The sequence below is a fragment of the Streptomyces dysideae genome (assembly GCF_001514305.1).
GTDB classification, from domain to species: domain Bacteria; phylum Actinomycetota; class Actinomycetes; order Streptomycetales; family Streptomycetaceae; genus Streptomyces; species Streptomyces dysideae.
Map to the genome: position 1 here is coordinate 612,131 of NZ_KQ949076.1, position 18,626 is coordinate 630,756.

Below are 18,626 nucleotides of genomic sequence, written 5' to 3' on the forward strand. Positions count from 1 at the left end.
AGTGTGAGGCTGACGTCCTCAGGGGGACCCGATAGCCTGCATCGAACGATCTCTGAGGGACGAGATTCATCCTGGCTGAGACTGGTCAGAAGTTGGGGGCGAGGATGGGCGCAACAAGAGCGGTGGCCGTCTACTCTCTCGGCGGCACCATCGCCATGACCACCGATCCAGCGACCGGCGGAGTCGTCCCCGCCCTCTCCGCCCACGACCTCCTCGCGGCCGTGCCCGGCCTGGATGGCCACGGAATCGAGCTGCGCGTGCACGACTTCCGCCGTGTGCCCGGTGCCTCGCTGACCTTCGACGACCTCACCGAACTTGGCGCGGCGGTCGACAAGACCCTCGCCGGCGGCGACGTCGACGGCGTCGTGATCACGCAGGGGACCGACACCATCGAGGAGACGGCGTTCTTCCTCGACCTTCATCACGGCCACGAGCAGCCGATCATCGTCACCGGAGCCATGCGCAATCCGACCATGGCCGGTCCCGACGGACCCGCAAACCTGTACGCGGCCGTACTCGCCGCATCCGACCCGAAGCTGCGTGGCGCCGGTGCCCTGGTCGTCCTGAACGACGAGATCCACGCGGCACGCCACGTCCGCAAGTCCCACACCACCAGCCCCTCCGCCTTCACGTCACCCGGCGCAGGGCCCATCGGCCGGATCGCCGAGGACCAGGTACGGCTGACCACTGCGCTACCCCACCGCTATGGCCCCTTGACACGGCAGCGAAGCCGTGAGGTGCACGTGGGCCTGTATACGGTCAGCCTCGGCGACGATGGGGAGCTGCTCGCGGCATGGGACGGCCGATGTGATGGGCTCGTCGTCGCTGCGTTCGGTGTCGGCCACGTTCCCCAGCGACTCGTCGAGAGCCTCGAACAGCTCGCCGGGCGGGTCCCCGTGGTCCTCTCATCGCGCATCGGGAATGGCCCTGTCCTGACCAGGACGTACGGCTTTCCTGGATCCGAGAAGGATCTGATCAGCCGTGGGCTCATCCCAGCTGGCAATCTTGGCCCCTACCAAGCACGCCTCCTACTCCATGGGCTGTTGGCACAAGACGCGGACCGCGAGACGATCACGGAGAAATTCTCCCTCTTCGCGCGCTGACCTGCGCATCTCAGTCCGTCCGAGGGGACCCCAGAGACGTGCCAACGGTGCCATTCCCGAGGATCAGGAGGATCGAGGAACAAGAGATCCAGCAGTTCGGCAGCCGACCTTTGGCGGATCACCACTGATCGGATGACTCGATACCGGCCAGGCCAAGTCCCAGTTCTTGCGGCAGATGCGATTACTCGCCACCGCAGTCTGACGACAAGATTACGAGCTGAAGTGGAACATCAGGAGACTGTCCGCAGAGGTAGGCCTGGAGCGGCAGCTACGGGGCGGAGCATCGGCCCCGTGATGTCGACGGGTGCGTTCAAGCCGTCCAGGAGCACGATAATCCGGTCGATGTTGGTGAGGCGTCGCTGCCCAGATTCCAGCATCGACAGAAAAGCCTGGCTCAGTCCCGTGAGGAGGGCCATGTCCTCCTGACGGAGGTGGCCGTACTCTCGCACGAGTTGGCACAGCCTGCCGAAGTCCGTGTGTAACAAAGCGTCTCTGACGTCCTGGCGATCCCACACGTGAGGTGGAACGGGGCGCCCAGGCTGTACGGCTGTCCCCCTGCGTGCGCAGCCGGAACAGATGTCTTCCCTGTTGTACCGACTCAGGCGGCATCGGCAAAGGTTGCAGAGCCGAGTGCGGCTGGTTGGCGTGGGGGTGCTTCTCGTGGCGCTCACGGGGAAGCGCTCCGTGTCCGACGGCGTTGGGGCGGCACCAGACGAGCATCGAGATGAGTAGTCATTGCCACCCATCGCATCCGTGCGTGCGTTCGGGTCGCTCTTGGATGCATCGCCCCAGGTCGTTGCGCTGGGGAGCGCCGCGCTCAATCCCTGATCGGGCATCCGGTCCCTCCGTTAGCCGGTGATGGCCTCAGACTGGCGCCGGTCAGGACGAAGGGCCCGGACAGACTGTCCGGGTCCAATTCTTCTTGTTTCGGGGTTTATTGATGGGACGTCAGGAGACTGCCCTGCTGGCCTCGTCGAGTATGGCTTCCCACGGGTTCTGGCGCCCCGGCATCCCAGCCCGCGGCTCGGCGAGCGGCCATACTTCGTCTCCGTAGATCAACCGCACCCCTGAATCGTGAAGGGCTTGGATGTGCCCTTCCCATGCGGGGTGGCGAGCGTGCGCGGCGTTCACGCGGGGCCAGACGACTACCGGGAGGTCCAGTGTTCCGATGGCTTCGTTGACCTGTGTCAACGCTTGGTTATCTGAGATCCCCAGGGCGAGCTTGGCGACGGTGTTGGCGCTTGCCGGGGCCACGGCGTAGCAGTCCACGGGCGGATGCGGCCGGGAGTCACCCGGCAGGCGTGATTCGGACCGTACGGGAAGGCCGGTCAGCCCCTCGAGCTGCGCCGTCTCGCCGCTCGCGCGGAGCCACTGACCTGCGGTCGGTGTGAGCGTGACCGCAACCGTCCAGCCCCGTTCGAGCGCCGGGATCACGAGCCCTGTACGCAGTTCCTCAATCCCGCCGGCGCTCGATCCGACGACGCCCAGCACCTTGCCCTGCATCGAGCTCACTGCACCGCCCTGCATCGTTGGGCCATGGCCAGCAGCTCGGACGAGTGGCTGCCGCCCGTGACCGGGAACTGCTTCCTCAGGTCGCGAAGGGTCTCGCGTACGCGTGGATTGTTCCGCACGAGTTGGGGCGAGATGCGTTCGGCCTCCCGCAGTTCCCTGAAGGACTCGTCGACGCGACCTCTGAGGCAGAGGCCGCGGGCGTAGTCGATGCGATGAGAGACGGCGCGTTCCGCCGGCATGTGGGAGACGTCGATGCCGCCATGCTCGACGACGTACGGGATGTTCTCCAGGTCAAGCTCGATCGACAGGCGGTGCAGCTCGACGTTCGTCGGACCGAAGCACGTCTGCCAGTGGTTCTCGTCGGAACCGAGCCGGTCGGCGAGCCGCTTCGCCTTCTCCAACAGGGAGTTGGCGGTGGGCCGATCCTGGTGCCGTGCAGCGGCCACAGCAGCCCGCAGATGAATCATGCCAAGCAGGCTCAAGGCGGCCGGGTCGTCGTCGCGAACCTGACTGACGAGCCAGGCCGCGGCGGTATCGCCCAGTTCGAGGGCGTCCTCGTATCGCCCGTTGGCCAGCAGTGCGTGCGTACCGGAGCGAGCGGCGGAGACGAGCGACAGCGGGTCCTCGGATTCGTCGGCGGCCCGCATGGCGCGCTCGGCCGCGAGCCACGACAAGTCGGACTCGCCGACCTTGGCGAGGGTGGTTGCCGCCAGGTGATGCGTACGGGCCGAGACGGCGAGGCCGCGTCGCCGCTGATCGCCAGGCGGAAGGTCTTCCAGCTCCTGGGCAGTCCTCAGCAGACCGGGCAGGGCCGCGATGACGTCGCCAAGAACGCCAGCCTGGTAGTCGCCCCAGCTGCGCTCGACGACGACCTGCGCCTGCTCCGGCCTCGGCAACTGCCGCTCCGCCGTGGGACCGAACAGCAGCCTGGAGAGCCGTCGAGGGCTCATCAGCGCATCGCGGACCGCCGGCACGTCGTCCATGTGCTTTTCCTCGTCCTCCAAGAGAACAGGCTGCCCCATCAAGTCGCCAAGCGGGACACGCAGTACGCGAGCGAGTTCAGCGAGCTTGTCGATCCTCGGCGGCTTTCGTACTCCTCGCTCGATCTTCGACAACCAGTCGGTGCTGTGCCCGACGAGGCCGGCGAGGACGGGCTGCGTGTAGCCCCGGCGCTCGCGGTAGAACGCGATCCGCTCTCCTATGCTGAGGTGATCACCAAGACCACGCATGCGCGCTGCCTCCCCAACTTTGGTCCGTCATTCACGGTAGCGGCCGAGCAGGCCGCGAGATCAGGCAGCGATTCGGGCTGCAGTGCCATGTTCAACATCCGCTCGCGGGTCTAGAACAGGCCGGACACTTTGTCCGGCCTGTACACACGAGTCCACGAGGCGCCACAGTTCTGCTCGTCCGTGATCACGGCCAACGGTCGATGACCTGGGGGAACTACCTGCGTGGCGGCGCAACGCAGTGGAAATCTCCAAGCCGAGCCCAACGCCGGATCATGAAGTGCGCACAGACGTCTGGTCATCGGAGTTCCGTGAACCTACTGCGCCGGATCGTCTGGGCGCGCACGGACCGCGACACATGGGTACGGATTGAGCGCCGTCCGTCGCCAAGGTCACCGGGCAAGGCTGGAACGGCACGGAGAGCGCCGCGGTCTTGGCCAAGGGAGCGAAACCCGACTGGTTCCAGGCCGTGTCCTGGACCGATGCAGCCGGAGTTGCGGTGTGGCTCGCCGACGAAAGCGAGCCGCTTCCTGGACATCCAGTAGGTCCGGACTCGGCGCTGACACTGCTGGCTGACTTGTGGAAGGCGTTGGCTGTCTCTCTGGATGCACTCGACCGAACTCCTCGGTCCAGAACCGCCCGGACTCGCACTCGGGCTCACAACCGGACTCACAAGGACTGCACCGGACACGCATTGACCAAGGCTTCCCACGGCAGAGGCAGGGAGGCACCTCCGCAGCATCGCTGCCCTGGCCCCCTTCCCCTACCAAGGTGCGGACGGTGTGCCGTCAGGATCGAGCCCATGAGGCCACAGTCGTCCGAGAAACGTATCTGGCCTTTCGTTCTGACCCGAGTTGCGGAGCCGGGGCCAATTGTCGGCGTCACCGGCGTCGGCTGCTTCCCGGGCGAAGCGTTCGGCATCGGCGCGGTATCCAGCCTCTGCCCGCAGTTCGGCGAGCCGATACAGGGCACCGGACGCGCCGCGGTCAGCTGCTTCCCGGGCAAGGCGTTCGGCTTCGGGGCGGTCGCCGGCTTTCTCTCGAAGTTGGGCAAGTCGAAACAGGGCGCGAACACTGCCGCCAGCGTCGTACAGCTGAGCGAGCCGCTCGGCTTCTACACGGTCGCCGGCCTGCTCTCTGAGTTCGGCCAGAAAGTAAAGGGCGCCCTGGTCGCCAGCTGCAGCGGCTTCACGAAACAGGGCTTCCGCCTCTTCGTACTCCCCACGCTTCGCCCGTATCTCGCCGAGATGAGTCAAGGCGCCAGCGAAGGGCCCTGAGGCCGCCAGCCGCCGCCATAGGACCTCGGCGTCTTCGTGGTTCCCAGCCTTTTCCGCCAACTGGGCAAGGACATCGAGTGCGTCGACGTCACCAGCGGCTAGGGACTGCTGGAGCAGTTCCTCCGCTGCCTCGCGGTTTCCAGCCTCTGCCCGCAGTTCGGCCAGCCGGTGCAGGTAGTACGGGGCGCCGTCGTCGGCGGCTTGGCGGGCGAGCCGTTCGGCCTCGGCATGATCCCCGGCTTCCTCCAGGAGCGTCACGAGTTGGAGCAGCGCCTCACCGTCATCGATGCCCATAGCCTGGCGCAGCAGAATCTCCGCGCTCTCACGGTTTCCAGATGCTTGTTCCAGTTCGGCCAGCCGGTGCATGGCCTCGACGTCGCCAGCATCGACGGCTGTCTTCAGTAGGTCCCTTGCCGCTCCGCGGTCCCCCGCCTCCATTCGTATCCCAGCCAGGCGCACGTAACCGTAGGTGCCGAAGGTGTCGCTGACGTCGGCCGCTTGCTGGGCCAGCCGTTCGGCTTCCTCATGGTCACCGGATCTTTCACGCATTTCAGAAATCCAGAGCAGAGCGTGTGCATCACCTGCGTCTGCGGCCTGTTGGAGCAGATTTTCCGCAGCTTCTGGCTCATCGGCCTGCATCCGCAGCTCGGCGAGCCGATGCATCGCAGCAACGCTGCCGGCGTCGACAGCCTTCTGCCAGAGCTCGTATGCCCAGTAGATCCGGTGCCGGGAAAAGGCGGCCCAGGCAAGGTGGTCCAGGGTTTCAGGATCGGCGAGCTCGTCGCGCGCGGCCTTCCAGAACGACGTCGGAGGGCAGAGCGGTTTGCGCTCCTGGCGTCCGTATTGCTCCAGGTAGTCGGCTAGCCGGTATGTCGTTCCGGCCTGTTGGGCGCCAGTGTTGCGCCTTGTCGAGCGCAACCGGGTGCGACGCAATGGAGCTAGGTTGCCGTGCACAGTTGTGGCGAGCTGGTTGAGGGCCGTTTGAAGCCAGTCGTCGTCAAGGGCGTCATACTCGTCGTCGGTGAGATAGTCCTCAGCCGCCTGCTCCAAGAAGGTGATGGGCAGGTGGAGCCCCGCGCCGAGACGGCGGCCGTCCATGGCCGCGTTCAATAGAGCGCGCCCGGGTGGGGAGGCGGTGTGGTAGCGGTGCAGCAGTTCTGGTCCCCCAGCCATGAGTTGTGTCACCTGCCCGTTGCGCGCGTGTTCCAGAGCATGCGTGAGTTGCTGATCACCGGCAGCGGCTACGGCCTTCGCCACACCGATGGCGGTGGCATCGAAAGCATCGGGTACGGCGATCAGTCGGCCGGCCAGCAGTTCCCGCACCTGGGGGTGATTGCTCTGCTGCCCGGTCTGGTTGAGCGTGTAGATGGCAGCATATTCCGGCCACAAGGTGCCCAGGATGAGGACAGGCGACCGCGCCGGTTCCGTGAGCAGCGAGCGCAGCGCGGCGGCGATGCGTTCGCCAAGTCCGGCTGGTGCGCCGAGGTAGTGCTGGGCTTCGTTCAACCAGACGACCGTGTGTGGCGCTACGCGATTCAGGTCGGCGAGGGCGGCCTCCGCATGGGTGGGGTCGAACGGATGCCAAAGTCTCCACCCCAAAGGAATGAGGGGCTGGACCGCTTCCCAGCAGGCGCGGGTCTTCCCTGTTGAGGATGTCCCGACCAGCACCGCCATCTCGCTATGGCCGCCTGCCGCGATCATGGTGAGGCTGGCCAAGTCCTCGTCATGCGGTCGACGTACGTATCCGGGTAATCGCCCGCCGCTTCGCAGGAGCCTCCTGCGGCTGACACCACCGTCATCTCTTAAGCGCGGCGGGTCAGCGGCCGGGTGGACTTCGAGGTCCAGAGGGTGCCAGTCAGAAATCAGCCGACCGACGCCGCCTGACAGGCCTGCCTCGGATCCATCGGGAGTGTTGGCTAAGGCGGCAGCGCGAAGATCAAGCAGTGGGCGAGGGACAAGGCCGAGTGCGTCAGCGAGAGCAACCACGGTCTCTGCCGAGGGCACCGGAGCACTTGTGCTGAAGGCTTCACTGACCGTGGTGCGCCCCAGCCCTGCCCGCCGGGCGAGCGCCGTCTTGGTCAGGCGTTTGGAAGACAAGGCCTCCTCAAGGAGCGCACGCAGTTCGGTGAGTGCGGCTCCGTGGGGCCATCGATCCTCCCTGCTCACGCTTTTACCCCCCTGTTCCCTACCCCGGCCGTATCGGTGTTCGACAGTGTCCATCATCGTCGGCCCGCGCCTCGGCGAACACATCATCCAGGAGATTCAGAAGACATCAAACGTCCATGTTCGCCGATGGGAAGTGGCATCGTGTCCGACCACACCGCAGTGATCCTTCTCGCTTGTGTCCTTGCCGTTCTCGTCGCCGTGCTGGTCGGCATCGCCGCCGGCTGCCTCGCACGTCTCGATGGCTCCACCTACCCCGCCGCGCTTGAACGAGCAGCCCTGGCGTTCGCCGCCGTTCTCACCCTGGCTGCGACGATCGCCAGCGCAATCACCAGCTGACATCCATGCCTACCGGCACCCGACTCCATCGGGATGGCCCGCGTCGTGAACGGCAATCAGAACGAGTCGGGCTGCGCTCTGGTTCAGCTCCGCACGTCACCCCCGTCGAATCGAGGTCGGACTGGGGTTGGCCGGGCAGCAGTCGGCGAGGTAGCCACAAAGTGCGGGCCGAGCACCGGCTGGGAATCAGTAGGCTTGCGCGTATGTCTCTGGCCTCCACACGCGTGCGCTTCGCCCCGTCCCCGACTGGAATGTTCCACGTGGGCGGGGCCCGGTCGGCTCTCTACAACTGGGCCGTCGCAGGACAGTCTGGGGGCAAGTTCGTCCTGCGTATCGAGGACACCGACGCGGCTCGCAACAAGCCCGAGTGGATCGACGGCATCGTCAGCGCTCTCGCGTCGATCGGGATCTCCAAGGACGATCCCACGTTCGAGGGCCCCTACTTCCAGTCACAGAACGCCGACCGGCACCGCGAGGCCGCCCAGCAGCTCTACGCGCAAGGCCGCGCGTACTACTGCGACTGCGCCCGTGAGCAGGTTCAGGAGCGGACCGGTTCGCAGCACCTCGGCTACGACGGTTTCTGCCGGGACCGGGGCCTCGAGTACGTGGAGGGCCGGGCCCTGCGGTTCCGTACGCCCACCCAGGGCGAGACGGTGGTCGTGGACCTGATCCGCGGTGAGCCGTCCTTCCCGAACTCGGCGATCGAGGACTTCGTCATCGCCCGCGGCGACGGCTCTCCGGTCTTCCTGATCGCCAACGTCGTCGACGACCTCGACGAGGGGATCACCCTGGTCATCCGCGGCGACGAGCACCTGTCGAACACGCCCAAGCAGCAACTGCTGTGGGAGGCGCTCGGCGCGAAGCCCCCGGTGTGGGCACACCTGCCGGTGATCGTGAACGAGAAGCGGCAGAAGCTGTCCAAGCGCCGCGACAAGGTCGCTCTTGAGGACTACCTCGCCGAGGGCTACCTGCCGGAGGCGATGACCAACTATCTGATGCTGCTCGGCTGGGGCCCCGGCGACGACGTCGAACTACGGCCGTACGAGGAGCTGGAGCAGAAGTTCCGCGTCGAGGACGTGAACACCTCCCCGGCCTTCTTCGACATCAAGAAGCTGACCGCGTTCAACGGCGAGTACATCCGCGCGCTGCCGGTAGGGAAGTTCATCGCGGCCTGTGAGCCGTGGCTACGCGCCCCGTACGCCAACTGGGCGCCCGAGGACTTCGACAAGGCGGCCTGGGAGGCGATCGCCCCGCATGCCCAGACCCGCTTGGCCATCCTGTCGGACATCACGGCCAACGTCGACTTCCTCTTCCTGAAGGAGCCGGTGGAGGACGAGGCGTCCTGGACCAAAGCAATGAAGGGCGATCCTGCGGCCCTCCTGGTCACGGCCCGCGCCAAGCTGGAGACGGCCGACTGGACCAACCCCGAGTCCCTCAAGGCGGCGGTCCTGGCCGCTGGCGAGGAGCACAGCACGAAGCTGGGCAAGGCCCAAGCCCCGGTGCGCGTCGCTGTCACGGGCCGCACGGTCGGCCTGCCTCTCTTCGAGTCCCTGGAGGTCCTCGGCAAGGACCTCACGCTGGCCCGGATCGACGCGGCCCTGGCGAAGCTCGCCGACTGACCACTTCGCGACAAGGTCCCGTCGCCCGCGTGGGGAGGCGGGACCCGACGTCGCGGAAGTATGTCGTGACAAAGCGGGCCAGCGCGACGGCATATGGGCGTGGACCTCAAGAGTTATTTGGTTGCTCGAGAAAACGCTGCCTGATGCACTGAACGGCATGGCGACCATCACCGGCGAGATGAGGACCACGTTCCGTCAGCAGGGATTCATAGTGATTCCAGACGTGCTCCGCGGCGAACAGATCGCCACAGGCCGCAGGGTGGTCGCCGCCATGCTGGAGCGGCAGCCCCCCGCCGACGACCACGTCGGACCGTATTTCCTGTGGCCGTCCTTCCCTCCAACCGGCCATCCACTGCTCGACCTCTATCGGGAGACGGGCATCGGGCAGCTCGCCACCCAGCTGCTGCGTACCGATTTGGCCGTGCAGGACCCCGTTTTCGCACAGGTGGCCACAACGATCCCGCCCTGGCCGCATCGGCCGGGCGGGCCGCACGTCGACGGCCTGACGCCGGGGGAAGCGGACGGACGTCCGGGGACGTTCTCGCTGCTGGCCGGCGTATGGCTCACCGATCACGACCGGCGGCATCGGGGGAACCTATGGGTCTGGCCGGGAACCCATCTGCGGTTCGGGCAATACCTCGCCGAACGCGGCGCAGACGCCCTGGCTTGCGTCGAGGAGATGAATCCGGGCCCCTATCCGAAGATCGAACTCGGAGAGCCGACGCAGGCCGTCGGCGGTGCGGGCAGTGTGCTGTTCGCGCACTACCTGCTCGCCCACAACATCGGTAACCACGACGGTCCAGCTGACGAGGGGCGGCGCGAGACGGTGTACTACCGGCTCCATGCGAGCGGCCACCGTGATCGGTGGCGCGAGGCCGTCACTGATCCGCTCGCCGAATTCCGCTGATAGGGCACGACGTGAGGAGCCGGGTCTGTGCGTAGTGTCGACCGACCAGTGTCGGTCGGCCATACCCGCCAAGTCCGGCAGCAACCGCCTCACCTCTCCAGAAGTGCACACCGGGTAGATGATCAGCTCAGACTGGACGGCATCGCAGGTTCCACCGGCAGAGCCAGCGATAAAGCCCTGCCCCTCAGCTACGGGGGGAGCCGAGGGACAGGGCGGCTCTTCACCAGGCCAGCCGCAAAAGGCCATGGCGAGGCTGGTAGTCGCGCGCTGGCTACGCGATGGTGAGCACAGGAGCGCCTGTCGTTTCCCAACTCTGCATTAACAGAAGGGACTTGGCACATCACGCGCGTGATATTGCTGTCGGCGGCAGACTGGCTACCTTCTCCTTATCGTGGCGGAGGTTCAGGCGGGCTGAGGGGCTGCCTGCCTGAGGGGAAGATTCCGGTAACTCTCACCCCAGCGACCTTCGCACCGCGGCGACCAGCAACGTCGCTCGCACATCATCGGGGCCCCCGATGATGTGGTTCATCGCGTAGCCGAACGCGATCCCGTGCTCCGGGTCGGCGAAGCCGAGTGAGCCGCCGCGACCGGTGTGGCCGAAAGCGTTGGGCCCGGTCATGGGGTTGGTCTCGGTCGGCAGCATGTATCCGGAGCTGAACCGGCTCGGCGCCACCATCACCTGGTCCGCACCGCTTGCCTGCTCCTTGGTCGCCGATGCGAGGGTCTCCGGAGTGAGCAGGCGTACGCCGTCCACCTCGCCGATCAGCGCCGCGTACATGCGCGCTAGTCCGCGCGCGGTGCCGATGCCATTGGAGGCCGGGAGTTCCGCAGCCTGGACCTCGAGCGAGTTGAAGTCGATCTCGGCCGGGTCAGTGACCGCGAACGCCCTGTTGCTAAACGAGTTCGGGTCGCGCCACGCCGCGACCAGTTCGCGGAGTTCTTCGGGGATCGACTCCGGAGGCACGGTGGTGAAATCGACATCGGGCTGCTGATACACCATCCGGCTGACCCGGTCGCGTTCACTCGCCGGCAACCCGATGAAGAAGTCCAATCCCAGAGGGCCGGCGATCTCGTCGGCGAAGAAGCGGCCCGGTGTGCGGCCGGACACCCGGCGGATCACCTCGCCGACCAACCAGCCGAAGGTCCTGCCGTGATATCCGTGCGCGGTGCCTGGAGTCCACACGGGACGTTGAGCGGCCAGTGCGGCCGCCATCGGCTGCCAGGCCAGCGCCTCGGCCAGCGGAACCGGTTGGTCCAGCGCGACCAAGCCAGCCTGGTGGGAGAGCAGCCAGCGCACCGGGATCTCCGCCTTGCCGTTTGCGGCGAACTCCGGCCAGTACTTGGCCACCGGCGCGTCCAGATCCATCACTCCGCGCTGGGCCAGCAGGTGCGCTGCGGTGGCGGTCGCCCCCTTGGTCGCCGAGTAGACCAATTGCAGCGTGTCCCGCTCCCACGGACGACCGGTGTCAGGGTCGGCTATCCCACCCCACAGGTCCACCACCGGCCGACCATCCCGGTACACGCACACTGCCGCGCCGACGTCCCCGTGCTGATCGAAGTTCGCCGCGAACGCCTCACCCACCGGCTCGAACCCGTCCGCGACCTCACCGTTGATCGTCGTCATGCCGACCATCCTGGCATTTCGGCCGCTCGCCCGGAGGGTGGTCCCTCTCGGTGCGCCCAACCTCATCTCGATCAGGCTGCGACGGGAAGCGCCTGAAGGCGTTCACGGAACTCGCGGACGGCCGGAACTGACTTGTGCGGTTCAAGCCGCGCAGAGAACTCCTTCAGGCGGTCCAGGGCCCGCACGGAACTGACCTTGCCTTCGAGGAGCTCAGCACCGTAGTTGGCGGCGTCGAGCGCGCCGTCCAAGTCGTTACCGGCGAGCCTGGCCTCAGCCAGGCGGCTGGACCGTACGGCCTTGTCCCGGGGCGCGGCCTTCATGACGGAGGTCTCCAGCGAGCTCGTCGCGCGCTCCACCTGGCCCGAGCGCAACAAAACCTTGCCCTCGGTCGACTTCAGCTGCGCCTCGCCGAACCAGTCGAGCCAGTCCGGGTTTTCCTCCACCGTGTGGCGCTCCCAGAGAGAAGCGGCGCGGTTCAGCGCCGTACCAGCCCTCCAGTGGTCGCCGTCGCGGGACAGCGCCTCGGCCTTGTGCAGGTAGAGAAAGGACTGGGTGTAGCGCGACAGCGTTCGAGGAGCGTTGTCGATGGCGGTCGAGATGAGGTCGACTCGCTCGGCGGTCCGTCCGGCCTCGGAGACGTGGACCCCCATCTCCGCCAGGACGAAGGCCCCGAAGGCGTCGTCTCCAGCCGTCCGGGCGCTGCGCAGGGCCCCGACGTAGTACCGCTGTCCTGCGGACCGCAGCCCAGCGTCGTAGGCCATCCAGCCGGTCAGATGCGACACCCGGGCCGCCAGTGCGTACAGCCGGATGCGGATCTTGTCCGTGTAGCGGCCAGCGTCCAGGAGACCGGTGATCAGGGCGAGATCGCCGCGCGCCTGCTCCAGGAGCCGGGCGCCTCCGAGCTGGTCGTCGAGTGTGCGGAGTGTGCTGATGCGCTGCTCGATCGTCGAGACCATCGTGTCGGTGACGCGATCTCCGTTGAGCCCTGAGGCGAAGGCGGAGGGCGCCTCAGCCCAGCTCGCTGCGAGCCCCGTCAGGGCCGCGCCTGTGATGGTGAGAAACCCCCGACGGTCCATGCGGCCACTCCCAACCAGATCAGCCAGAGCCTCGACGGTACCGGCCTCGGTCCAGGGGGCAGTGAGCCCAGTTACTTCCCACACGGGGAGCCACCGCGGCCATCCTTCGGCCTGAACCTGTTCGTACGGAACGCGCAGCAGGTCGGCGAGGACGCGCTGAGCGTCGGCGTCCGGCTCCTGGCCTTGCTCCCACTTCCAGACGGTCGTGCGATTGGTGGCCAGGGGGATGCTCAGTTCCTTCCCCCGCGCCTGCATGAGCCGGGCCAGCTCGGCCTTCCCCCATCCGCTCGACTGACGGACGAAGGTCAGTGGGTGCACTGCTAACGACTCACCAGTCATGTCAGGCCTCCCGTCATCCCCGCTCGATGATGGGAGACTACCCACGCTGACGTGCACATGAGAGCCAACAGCGTCGAGAGAAACCCCCTAGAAACCTTCCCGCCTGGTCACCAGATGGTTTCACTGATTCACCAGGCCGTTCAGCACCCCGCCGGCCAGAGAGCTCGGTTCTGCACGAGATCACCGATCTACTGATGGAGCCTCGCCATGCGCTATCCGGCGACGAGCACCCCCTCGTCGACGAGTCGGTCCCCGATCACCACACACCCGGTGGGCGAGGTACTACTTGGCGCTTCCATCCGGCGGGGTTCATGGACAGAACGCATCAGCGACTCCGACGAGACGCGAGACGCCCGCCGGTGCCGGCAGTGCCAATGCGTCCTTAGTCGATATAACGAGGAGCCATATTGCAGCGCCTGTTCACGCAGGAGGCGGCATCTGTCTGAGCCAGCTCCATGCGTGCCTACCGAGGTGTGGACCCGTACAGACATTCAGGAAGCACTGCTCGCTCGCGACTTCGGCAGGCTATGTCAACTGGTGCGAGTCGCCAGCAACTTACGGCAGAGTGACATGACTGTACTCACAGGGCTGAGCCAGGCCTTCTTGTCCATGCTCGAGTCAGGCACACGTCGGCTGACGAACATAGACAAAATCGTCGAGCTCCTTGCAGGACTCGGTGCTCCAGCGGAACTCACTGGCCCCATGCTCCGAATGCCGAACTGGATGCGCGATGAGTCCGACGAATCGCCTGGCATGCACGAGTGACTCCATGGCGCAAGGGTGCGCCTGCCCAAGAACGAGACATTGGCCCAGGCCGGTACGGGATTCGGCGTCTCCACTGCGACTGCCGGCTGGTACGTTGTTTATGTCGTGCCAGGTTATGGCCCTGGCAGACCGGGCGTGTCGCGGAGCCGGGGCCACGGTCCGCACTCCGTATTACGGCCGTGACCTGCCCAATAAATACGCCCAGTTCAACCAGGAGCAGCCCGGCTGAGAGCACTGGGCGAACGGGCCTTAGCTTGCCTGAAGTAATGGCGGATTTCCGCAAAACCCGCTGCAGCACGAGCCGACTCGGCTCGCTGAGTCACAACTGAAACGGGTTATCTGCCGATCCAGTCCTACAACGGAGGATGCCCCAACGGCTCCGAGGGTTCGCCATGGGGTGGAGTGGGGTGCGCTGGGGTCCGCAGCATGGGGCCAGTGAGCTCGATCGGCACGTCAAGGCCATCGAGCATCATGATGATCTTGTCGATGCTGGTGAGCCGCCGTACGCCTGATTCAAGCATCGACAGAAACGACTGACCGAGCCCGGTCAACGTGGCCAGGTCTTCTTGTCGCAGCCCTCCAAGACGGCGGACCAGCACACAGAAAGTCCCAAAATCCCGCATGGCGAGCGCTTGTTGAACCTCGGCGTCGGACCAGACGTGCGCCAGCGTCGGTGGCTCTTGTGTCCGGCGGATGCACGCGGCGCAGGACGTCTCATCGTTGTAGCGGCTGAGGTGGCATCCACACCCTTTGCACCGGCGCGCTTGTCGGGGGCGAGGTGCCTCGAAGGTAGGTACGACCGATGCGGACACATCTCCTCCGTTTAGTGGGCACTCTTTCGCAGCCAGTCGCTGGGACGACTGGTGGGGCTATGGCGGGTACAGGACCATGACATCGGCGACTGGGTAGCTGAGGTATCACGGACTGCTACCGAAGCTGTTCATCGTGCCGGAGGCGACTTTTCAACATCCGCTTACACACAGGTTCATGAGAGGGAGACTTAGGGTCCGAATCATGACGAGGGACGGGCAGGCGGTATCGGACATGGCGAAGCGCCGCGTTGGGTGGCGTCCGGACAAACTCCGCGCCATGCGCGAGGCGCATGGGCTGACCCTTGAAGGGGCTGGGGAGCGGCTGCGGGACGTCGCGCGCAGTGCTGGCATCACGCAGCCGGCAGCAAACTTTCAGACCCTTTGGCAGCACGAGCAAGGTGAGGTCTATCCCGGTCCTCACTACCGCCGTGCGTACTGCTTGCTCTACAGGGCGACGGAGCCTGAGCTTGGTTTTCGGAACGCGTTGCCGGACGAGGCAACGCTGTTGAAGCTCACTCCCTCAAGTGACCTTCACAATGGCGCTCACGTGTTGGCTGTGGAACGCGCCCTCGCACAGATCGCGCCAGGGACGGACGACTCCGACGGGCGGGAAGTACAGCAGCGGATCATCGACGCTTGGAAGCGGCGTCATACCGGTGGCGACCCGAACCGGCCGACGTTGCTGATGGTGGGTGGTTTTGCGGGGAGTGGGAAGTCGGAGTTTTCCCGCTTTATCTCCCGGCTCACCGGCTGGCCCGTGCTCGACAAGGATCCGATCACGCGGCCCTTGGTGGAGCGGCTCTTGGTGGAGTTGGGTAGCGAGCCGAATGACCGGCACTCCGCGGTCTACCGTGACCACGTGCGGCCGCTGGAGTACCAGTGCCTCCTGGAGACGGCGTACGCGAATGTCGACTGTTCCATCAGCACAGTGTTGAGCGCGCCCTTCGTGTCGGAGGTCACGGATGTGCGCTGGATGCGGCGATTGGTCAACCGGTGCGAGGCCCGGGGCGTGAACGTCGCCGTGGTCTGGGTGCAGTGTGACCTCGAAACGATGCACGAGTACATCAGCTTCCGATCCGCGGCCCGCGACAGTTGGAAATTGCAGCACTGGGAGGAGTACGCCGCGACCATTGATCCTGAGCTTCGGCCCGCCGTGCCGCACCTGGTGGTGGACAACCGGCTTGGCTCTGCTATTTCCCTCACCGACCAGGTGCGTCAGGTCTTCGGGACAGTCTTCTCATGAACCAGGGGCTCTTGTTGTACGGCCCGCCGGCGTCAGGCAAGGACACCGTTACTGCGGCCCTCAGCGATCTCAACGCTCTCTATAGGGCCTTCACACGCTTGAAGGTGGGCACGGGGAAGACACAGGGCTATCGAATGGGCACGCCCGAAGAGCTGGCTGATCTCGAAGAGCGCGGCGACGTCCTCTACTCCAATGCCCGGTACGGCAATATCTACATCGTCGATCGCCCTGGCCTGGCGCTGGCGATGGAAGGAAGCCGTATCCCGGTCCTGCATCTGGGCCAGGTGGCAGGCATCGAAGCTGTCGCCGACGGCTATCCAGCCGCCTGGTCTCGTGTCCTGTTGTGGTGTTCACGGGAGGCCACCGCTGCGCGGTCGAAGGAGCGGGGAGACGGCGATACGGATGCGCGGCTTGCTGCCTGGGATGCAACCGAGCAGGACCTCGCCGAGAACAGCCAGGTGAAGTGGGACTTGCGGGTCGATACCGAGGCCAACTCGCCCGCCGCCACTGCTCTACAGATTGATCGCCTCATTCGCACTCCGGGATGACGAGAAGAAAGCCTGTTACGGGGCCGGCTCCTGTCCAACGGTGGTCTCCGATGTGCCGCTGCCGTCATGCAGCAGCGCGAGGGCTTCACTGATGGTGAGAGTGGTGTCCCGAGCCTCGTCCCAGGAGTGGAGCACCTCGGCCGCTGCGCGCATCAAATGTCCGGGGAGGCCGGTTTCATCGAGTAGGTCGGCGGCGTCCTCAAGTTCTGGAGCCCACCGCCAGGCTCGGGAGACCGTCTTGGGGATGTACCCGGTCTCTGTCAGATAGCTGCCTGTTCGCTTGCTGGCGATGTGTATAAGTTCATCCGAAACATCGTTCGCGTCCGCGAGACCGTAAGCCACTGCTGCCAGGACACGGGACGCCTTCTGGTAACTGGAGTAGGCGAGCTTCAGCGCGGACGCCTTCCCGATGTCGTCACCGAGCTGGTGGGTTTGCACATCGGTGCCGGCGAAGAGGTCCTCAAGCCGGTCGACCTCTTCCCGCGGTCCTGCGAGGTAGAGGGTTGGGGATTTGCCGTCGACAGGAGGGGAACCGACGACGGCTCCATCGACGACAACGGCGTTGCGAAGGCGTTCCGCGACGTTCCGGACGCGGTGCGGAGTGATCGCATTCGCCTCAACATAGGTGCCGCAGAAACCGTGGGCGGCCGCCTGGGCAGCAACATCTTCCGCGGCCGCGGGCGGACACAGTGACAGCAATACATCAACGCTATCGACGAGGTCAGCGAGGGCGACCGGCTTCATGCTGGCCCGCTTGGCGCGCTGCCGAGAGCTCTCGCTTCGTCCCGTCGGGCACCACAGCACCGTCGTGCCCTTCGAGCGAAGTTGCGCAGCGAAGGCTGCGCCCATGCTGCCGGGGTGCATAAGCCCGACGGTTACCTCAGTCGCCATCACCGTGCCGTCCTCGTTTGAGTGGTGCTCAGCAGCAGATTGATGGCGCTGAGGGCGTCGGGTACAGCGTGGTCGGGGGGACTCAGGTGATCAAGCCACGGCCGGTCTTGGCTGACCCAGATGGTTCTTAGGCCTGCGGACTGGCCTCCGCGGATGTCGTTCTCGGGGTTGTCGCCGACCATCCAGCCCTCTTCCCAGGGGGTGCCGCCGCAGCGGGCGACGGCGACGTGGAAGGCGTCCGCTTCCGGCTTGCGTGCCCCGATTTCTTCTGAGATTACGATGGCGTCGACCGACCTGGTGAGTCCTGCGGCAGCGATCTTGGCGCGTTGGATGTCGGCGGCTCCGTTGGTGAGGATGCCCAGTCGCCACCGCGCGGCGCGCATCTGCTCCAGGCCCTCGATGACGTCCGGGCGGCGGGGCACTCTGGCGGCGATTCCTGTGACGTAATCGTCCCAGAGTTGCGTGGCCGGCGCTTCGAGAAAGAGCTCGTGGCGCAGCCGCTCGAAGGTGGCCGGGTAGGCCCTCTCCTGGAGTGCATCAACGAGGTGTCCTTCTGCTCCGCTGCCCAGGCCGTGGGCGCGGCAGAAGTCGGCCGCCCATTTTGCGAGCGCCCCCTGACGATCACAGAGGGTGTTGTCGAGATCGAAGAGCACCAGCCTTTGCATAGGGCGAGACCCTAGCTGGATCCGGTGTCCAGCACGGCACCCTGGCCGGGAGTCCGTCACCGCCCCTGGGTGGGCACGAGCGCTGTCAGCGGTCACAGGAAAGAACTGGCAGCGCCGGGCTTCGATGGTCCACGGCGCGCCGCTTTCCACGCCCTGTGGAAGCGCAACGGAGGTGGCACATCCCCTGGATCGTTGAGGTGCCGTCGGTGGCGAGTGCGGCGCTCAGCAGCGCGGACACAGCACGGGTGTCCGCACTCCGTCTCAGCGCGGTGGAGCCGTGCGGCGAGGAACCTACTCTGACACCCAGAGCGATGATGCAGTCTCCCTCGGTAGTCGAAGGACTCGGGTGTGGAACACCACGTAGGTCCCCGAGCTGACGTTCAGGGCATCCCCCTTGGGGAGCACGGAGCTGCTCCGTCACAACCAGGAGGACGACGCACTGCGCGAGCCGCCCGGCAACCATCCAAGTCTTAGGTCTGGGGCGGACGGTCAAAATGAGCGCAACCCATCGGGGCAGC

General features: G+C 65.9%; 15 protein-coding genes and 2 pseudogenes. 7 read left to right on the forward strand and 10 right to left on the reverse strand.

Annotated features, from left to right (window positions below; genetic code table 11):
* Positions 1–104 precede the first annotated feature (104 nt).
* Complete coding sequence (locus AQJ91_RS05930) at positions 105–1,103, forward strand: asparaginase (RefSeq protein ID WP_067017063.1); 999 nt, start codon at positions 105–107, stop codon at positions 1,101–1,103.
* A 230-nt stretch (positions 1,104–1,333) separates the two neighbouring features.
* Here the strand turns inward: AQJ91_RS05930 and AQJ91_RS57295 are convergent, their stop codons facing one another.
* The 5 genes and pseudogenes from AQJ91_RS57295 to AQJ91_RS58710 form a co-directional block, all read right to left on the reverse strand.
* The gene (locus tag AQJ91_RS57295) at positions 1,334–1,939 is read right to left on the reverse strand and encodes a helix-turn-helix domain-containing protein (RefSeq protein WP_324617971.1); all 606 of its coding nucleotides are present in this window, start codon (positions 1,937–1,939) and stop codon (positions 1,334–1,336) included.
* A gap of 112 nt (positions 1,940–2,051) precedes the next feature.
* The gene (locus AQJ91_RS05940; RefSeq protein WP_067017065.1) at positions 2,052–2,606 is read right to left on the reverse strand and encodes a flavoprotein; all 555 of its coding nucleotides are present in this window, start codon (positions 2,604–2,606) and stop codon (positions 2,052–2,054) included.
* A gap of 5 nt (positions 2,607–2,611) precedes the next feature.
* Positions 2,612–3,844 carry a helix-turn-helix domain-containing protein gene (locus AQJ91_RS05945; RefSeq protein ID WP_067017067.1) on the reverse strand — a complete coding sequence of 411 codons (1,233 nt, stop codon included), beginning with the start codon at positions 3,842–3,844 and terminating at the stop codon, positions 2,612–2,614.
* A 760-nt stretch (positions 3,845–4,604) separates the two neighbouring features.
* Positions 4,605–6,833 carry a tetratricopeptide repeat protein gene (locus AQJ91_RS48840; protein WP_159054488.1) on the reverse strand — a complete coding sequence of 743 codons (2,229 nt, stop codon included), beginning with the start codon at positions 6,831–6,833 and terminating at the stop codon, positions 4,605–4,607.
* Between the two features lie 234 nt (positions 6,834–7,067).
* Positions 7,068–7,370: pseudogene (locus AQJ91_RS58710) on the reverse strand (helix-turn-helix domain-containing protein); the annotation flags it as partial.
* Positions 7,371–7,424: 54 nt separating this feature from the next.
* Between AQJ91_RS58710 and AQJ91_RS05970 the strand changes: the two are divergent.
* The 3 genes from AQJ91_RS05970 (at position 7,425) to AQJ91_RS05980 (ending at position 10,145) form a co-directional block, all read left to right on the forward strand.
* Positions 7,425–7,619 carry a hypothetical protein gene (locus AQJ91_RS05970; RefSeq protein WP_067017247.1) on the forward strand — a complete coding sequence of 65 codons (195 nt, stop codon included), beginning with the start codon at positions 7,425–7,427 and terminating at the stop codon, positions 7,617–7,619.
* Positions 7,620–7,870: 251 nt separating this feature from the next.
* On the forward strand, positions 7,871–9,238 hold the full coding sequence (gene gltX, locus AQJ91_RS05975) for a glutamate--tRNA ligase (RefSeq protein ID WP_067017077.1): 1,368 nt from the start codon (positions 7,871–7,873) through the stop codon (positions 9,236–9,238).
* 157 nt (positions 9,239–9,395) lie between these two features.
* A complete protein-coding gene (locus AQJ91_RS05980; protein WP_067017079.1) occupies positions 9,396–10,145 on the forward strand; it encodes a phytanoyl-CoA dioxygenase family protein in 750 nt (249 codons plus the stop codon).
* A gap of 451 nt (positions 10,146–10,596) precedes the next feature.
* Here AQJ91_RS05980 and AQJ91_RS05985 read toward each other — a convergent pair whose 3' ends face one another.
* Together AQJ91_RS05985 and AQJ91_RS05990 are read right to left on the reverse strand one after the other, a co-directional pair.
* Entirely contained in the window at positions 10,597–11,769 is a 1,173-nt protein-coding gene (locus AQJ91_RS05985) for a serine hydrolase domain-containing protein (RefSeq protein WP_067017249.1), read from the reverse strand.
* Between the two features lie 71 nt (positions 11,770–11,840).
* Complete coding sequence (locus tag AQJ91_RS05990) at positions 11,841–13,184, reverse strand: NsdA family TPR-like regulatory protein (RefSeq protein ID WP_067017081.1); 1,344 nt, start codon at positions 13,182–13,184, stop codon at positions 11,841–11,843.
* Between the two features lie 874 nt (positions 13,185–14,058).
* On the opposite strand from AQJ91_RS05990, the pseudogene AQJ91_RS55225 reads away from it, so the two are divergent.
* Positions 14,059–14,213, forward strand: a pseudogene (locus AQJ91_RS55225) (IS5/IS1182 family transposase); the annotation flags it as partial.
* An 89-nt stretch (positions 14,214–14,302) separates the two neighbouring features.
* On the opposite strand, the gene AQJ91_RS48850 reads toward AQJ91_RS55225, so the two are convergent.
* Positions 14,303–14,572: a helix-turn-helix domain-containing protein gene (locus AQJ91_RS48850; protein WP_079084695.1), complete on the reverse strand. Its 270-nt coding sequence runs from the start codon at positions 14,570–14,572 to the stop codon at positions 14,303–14,305.
* 391 nt (positions 14,573–14,963) lie between these two features.
* On the opposite strand from AQJ91_RS48850, the gene AQJ91_RS05995 reads away from it, so the two are divergent.
* Positions 14,964–16,004, forward strand: a complete 1,041-nt coding sequence (locus tag AQJ91_RS05995; RefSeq protein ID WP_079084696.1) for an AAA family ATPase — start codon at positions 14,964–14,966, stop codon at positions 16,002–16,004.
* The gene (locus AQJ91_RS06000) at positions 16,001–16,552 is read left to right on the forward strand and encodes a guanylate kinase (protein ID WP_067017083.1); all 552 of its coding nucleotides are present in this window, start codon (positions 16,001–16,003) and stop codon (positions 16,550–16,552) included. The genes AQJ91_RS05995 and AQJ91_RS06000 overlap by 4 nt, the downstream gene beginning before the upstream one ends.
* Before the next feature lie 15 nt (positions 16,553–16,567).
* Here the strand turns inward: AQJ91_RS06000 and AQJ91_RS06005 are convergent, their stop codons facing one another.
* Complete coding sequence (locus AQJ91_RS06005; protein WP_067017255.1) at positions 16,568–17,443, reverse strand: DUF1932 domain-containing protein; 876 nt, start codon at positions 17,441–17,443, stop codon at positions 16,568–16,570.
* Positions 17,443–18,096, reverse strand: a complete 654-nt coding sequence (locus AQJ91_RS06010; RefSeq protein ID WP_234381819.1) for an HAD family hydrolase — start codon at positions 18,094–18,096, stop codon at positions 17,443–17,445. Before AQJ91_RS06010 ends, AQJ91_RS06005 begins: the two co-directional genes overlap by 1 nt.
* Between the last annotated feature and the right edge of the window lie 530 nt (positions 18,097–18,626).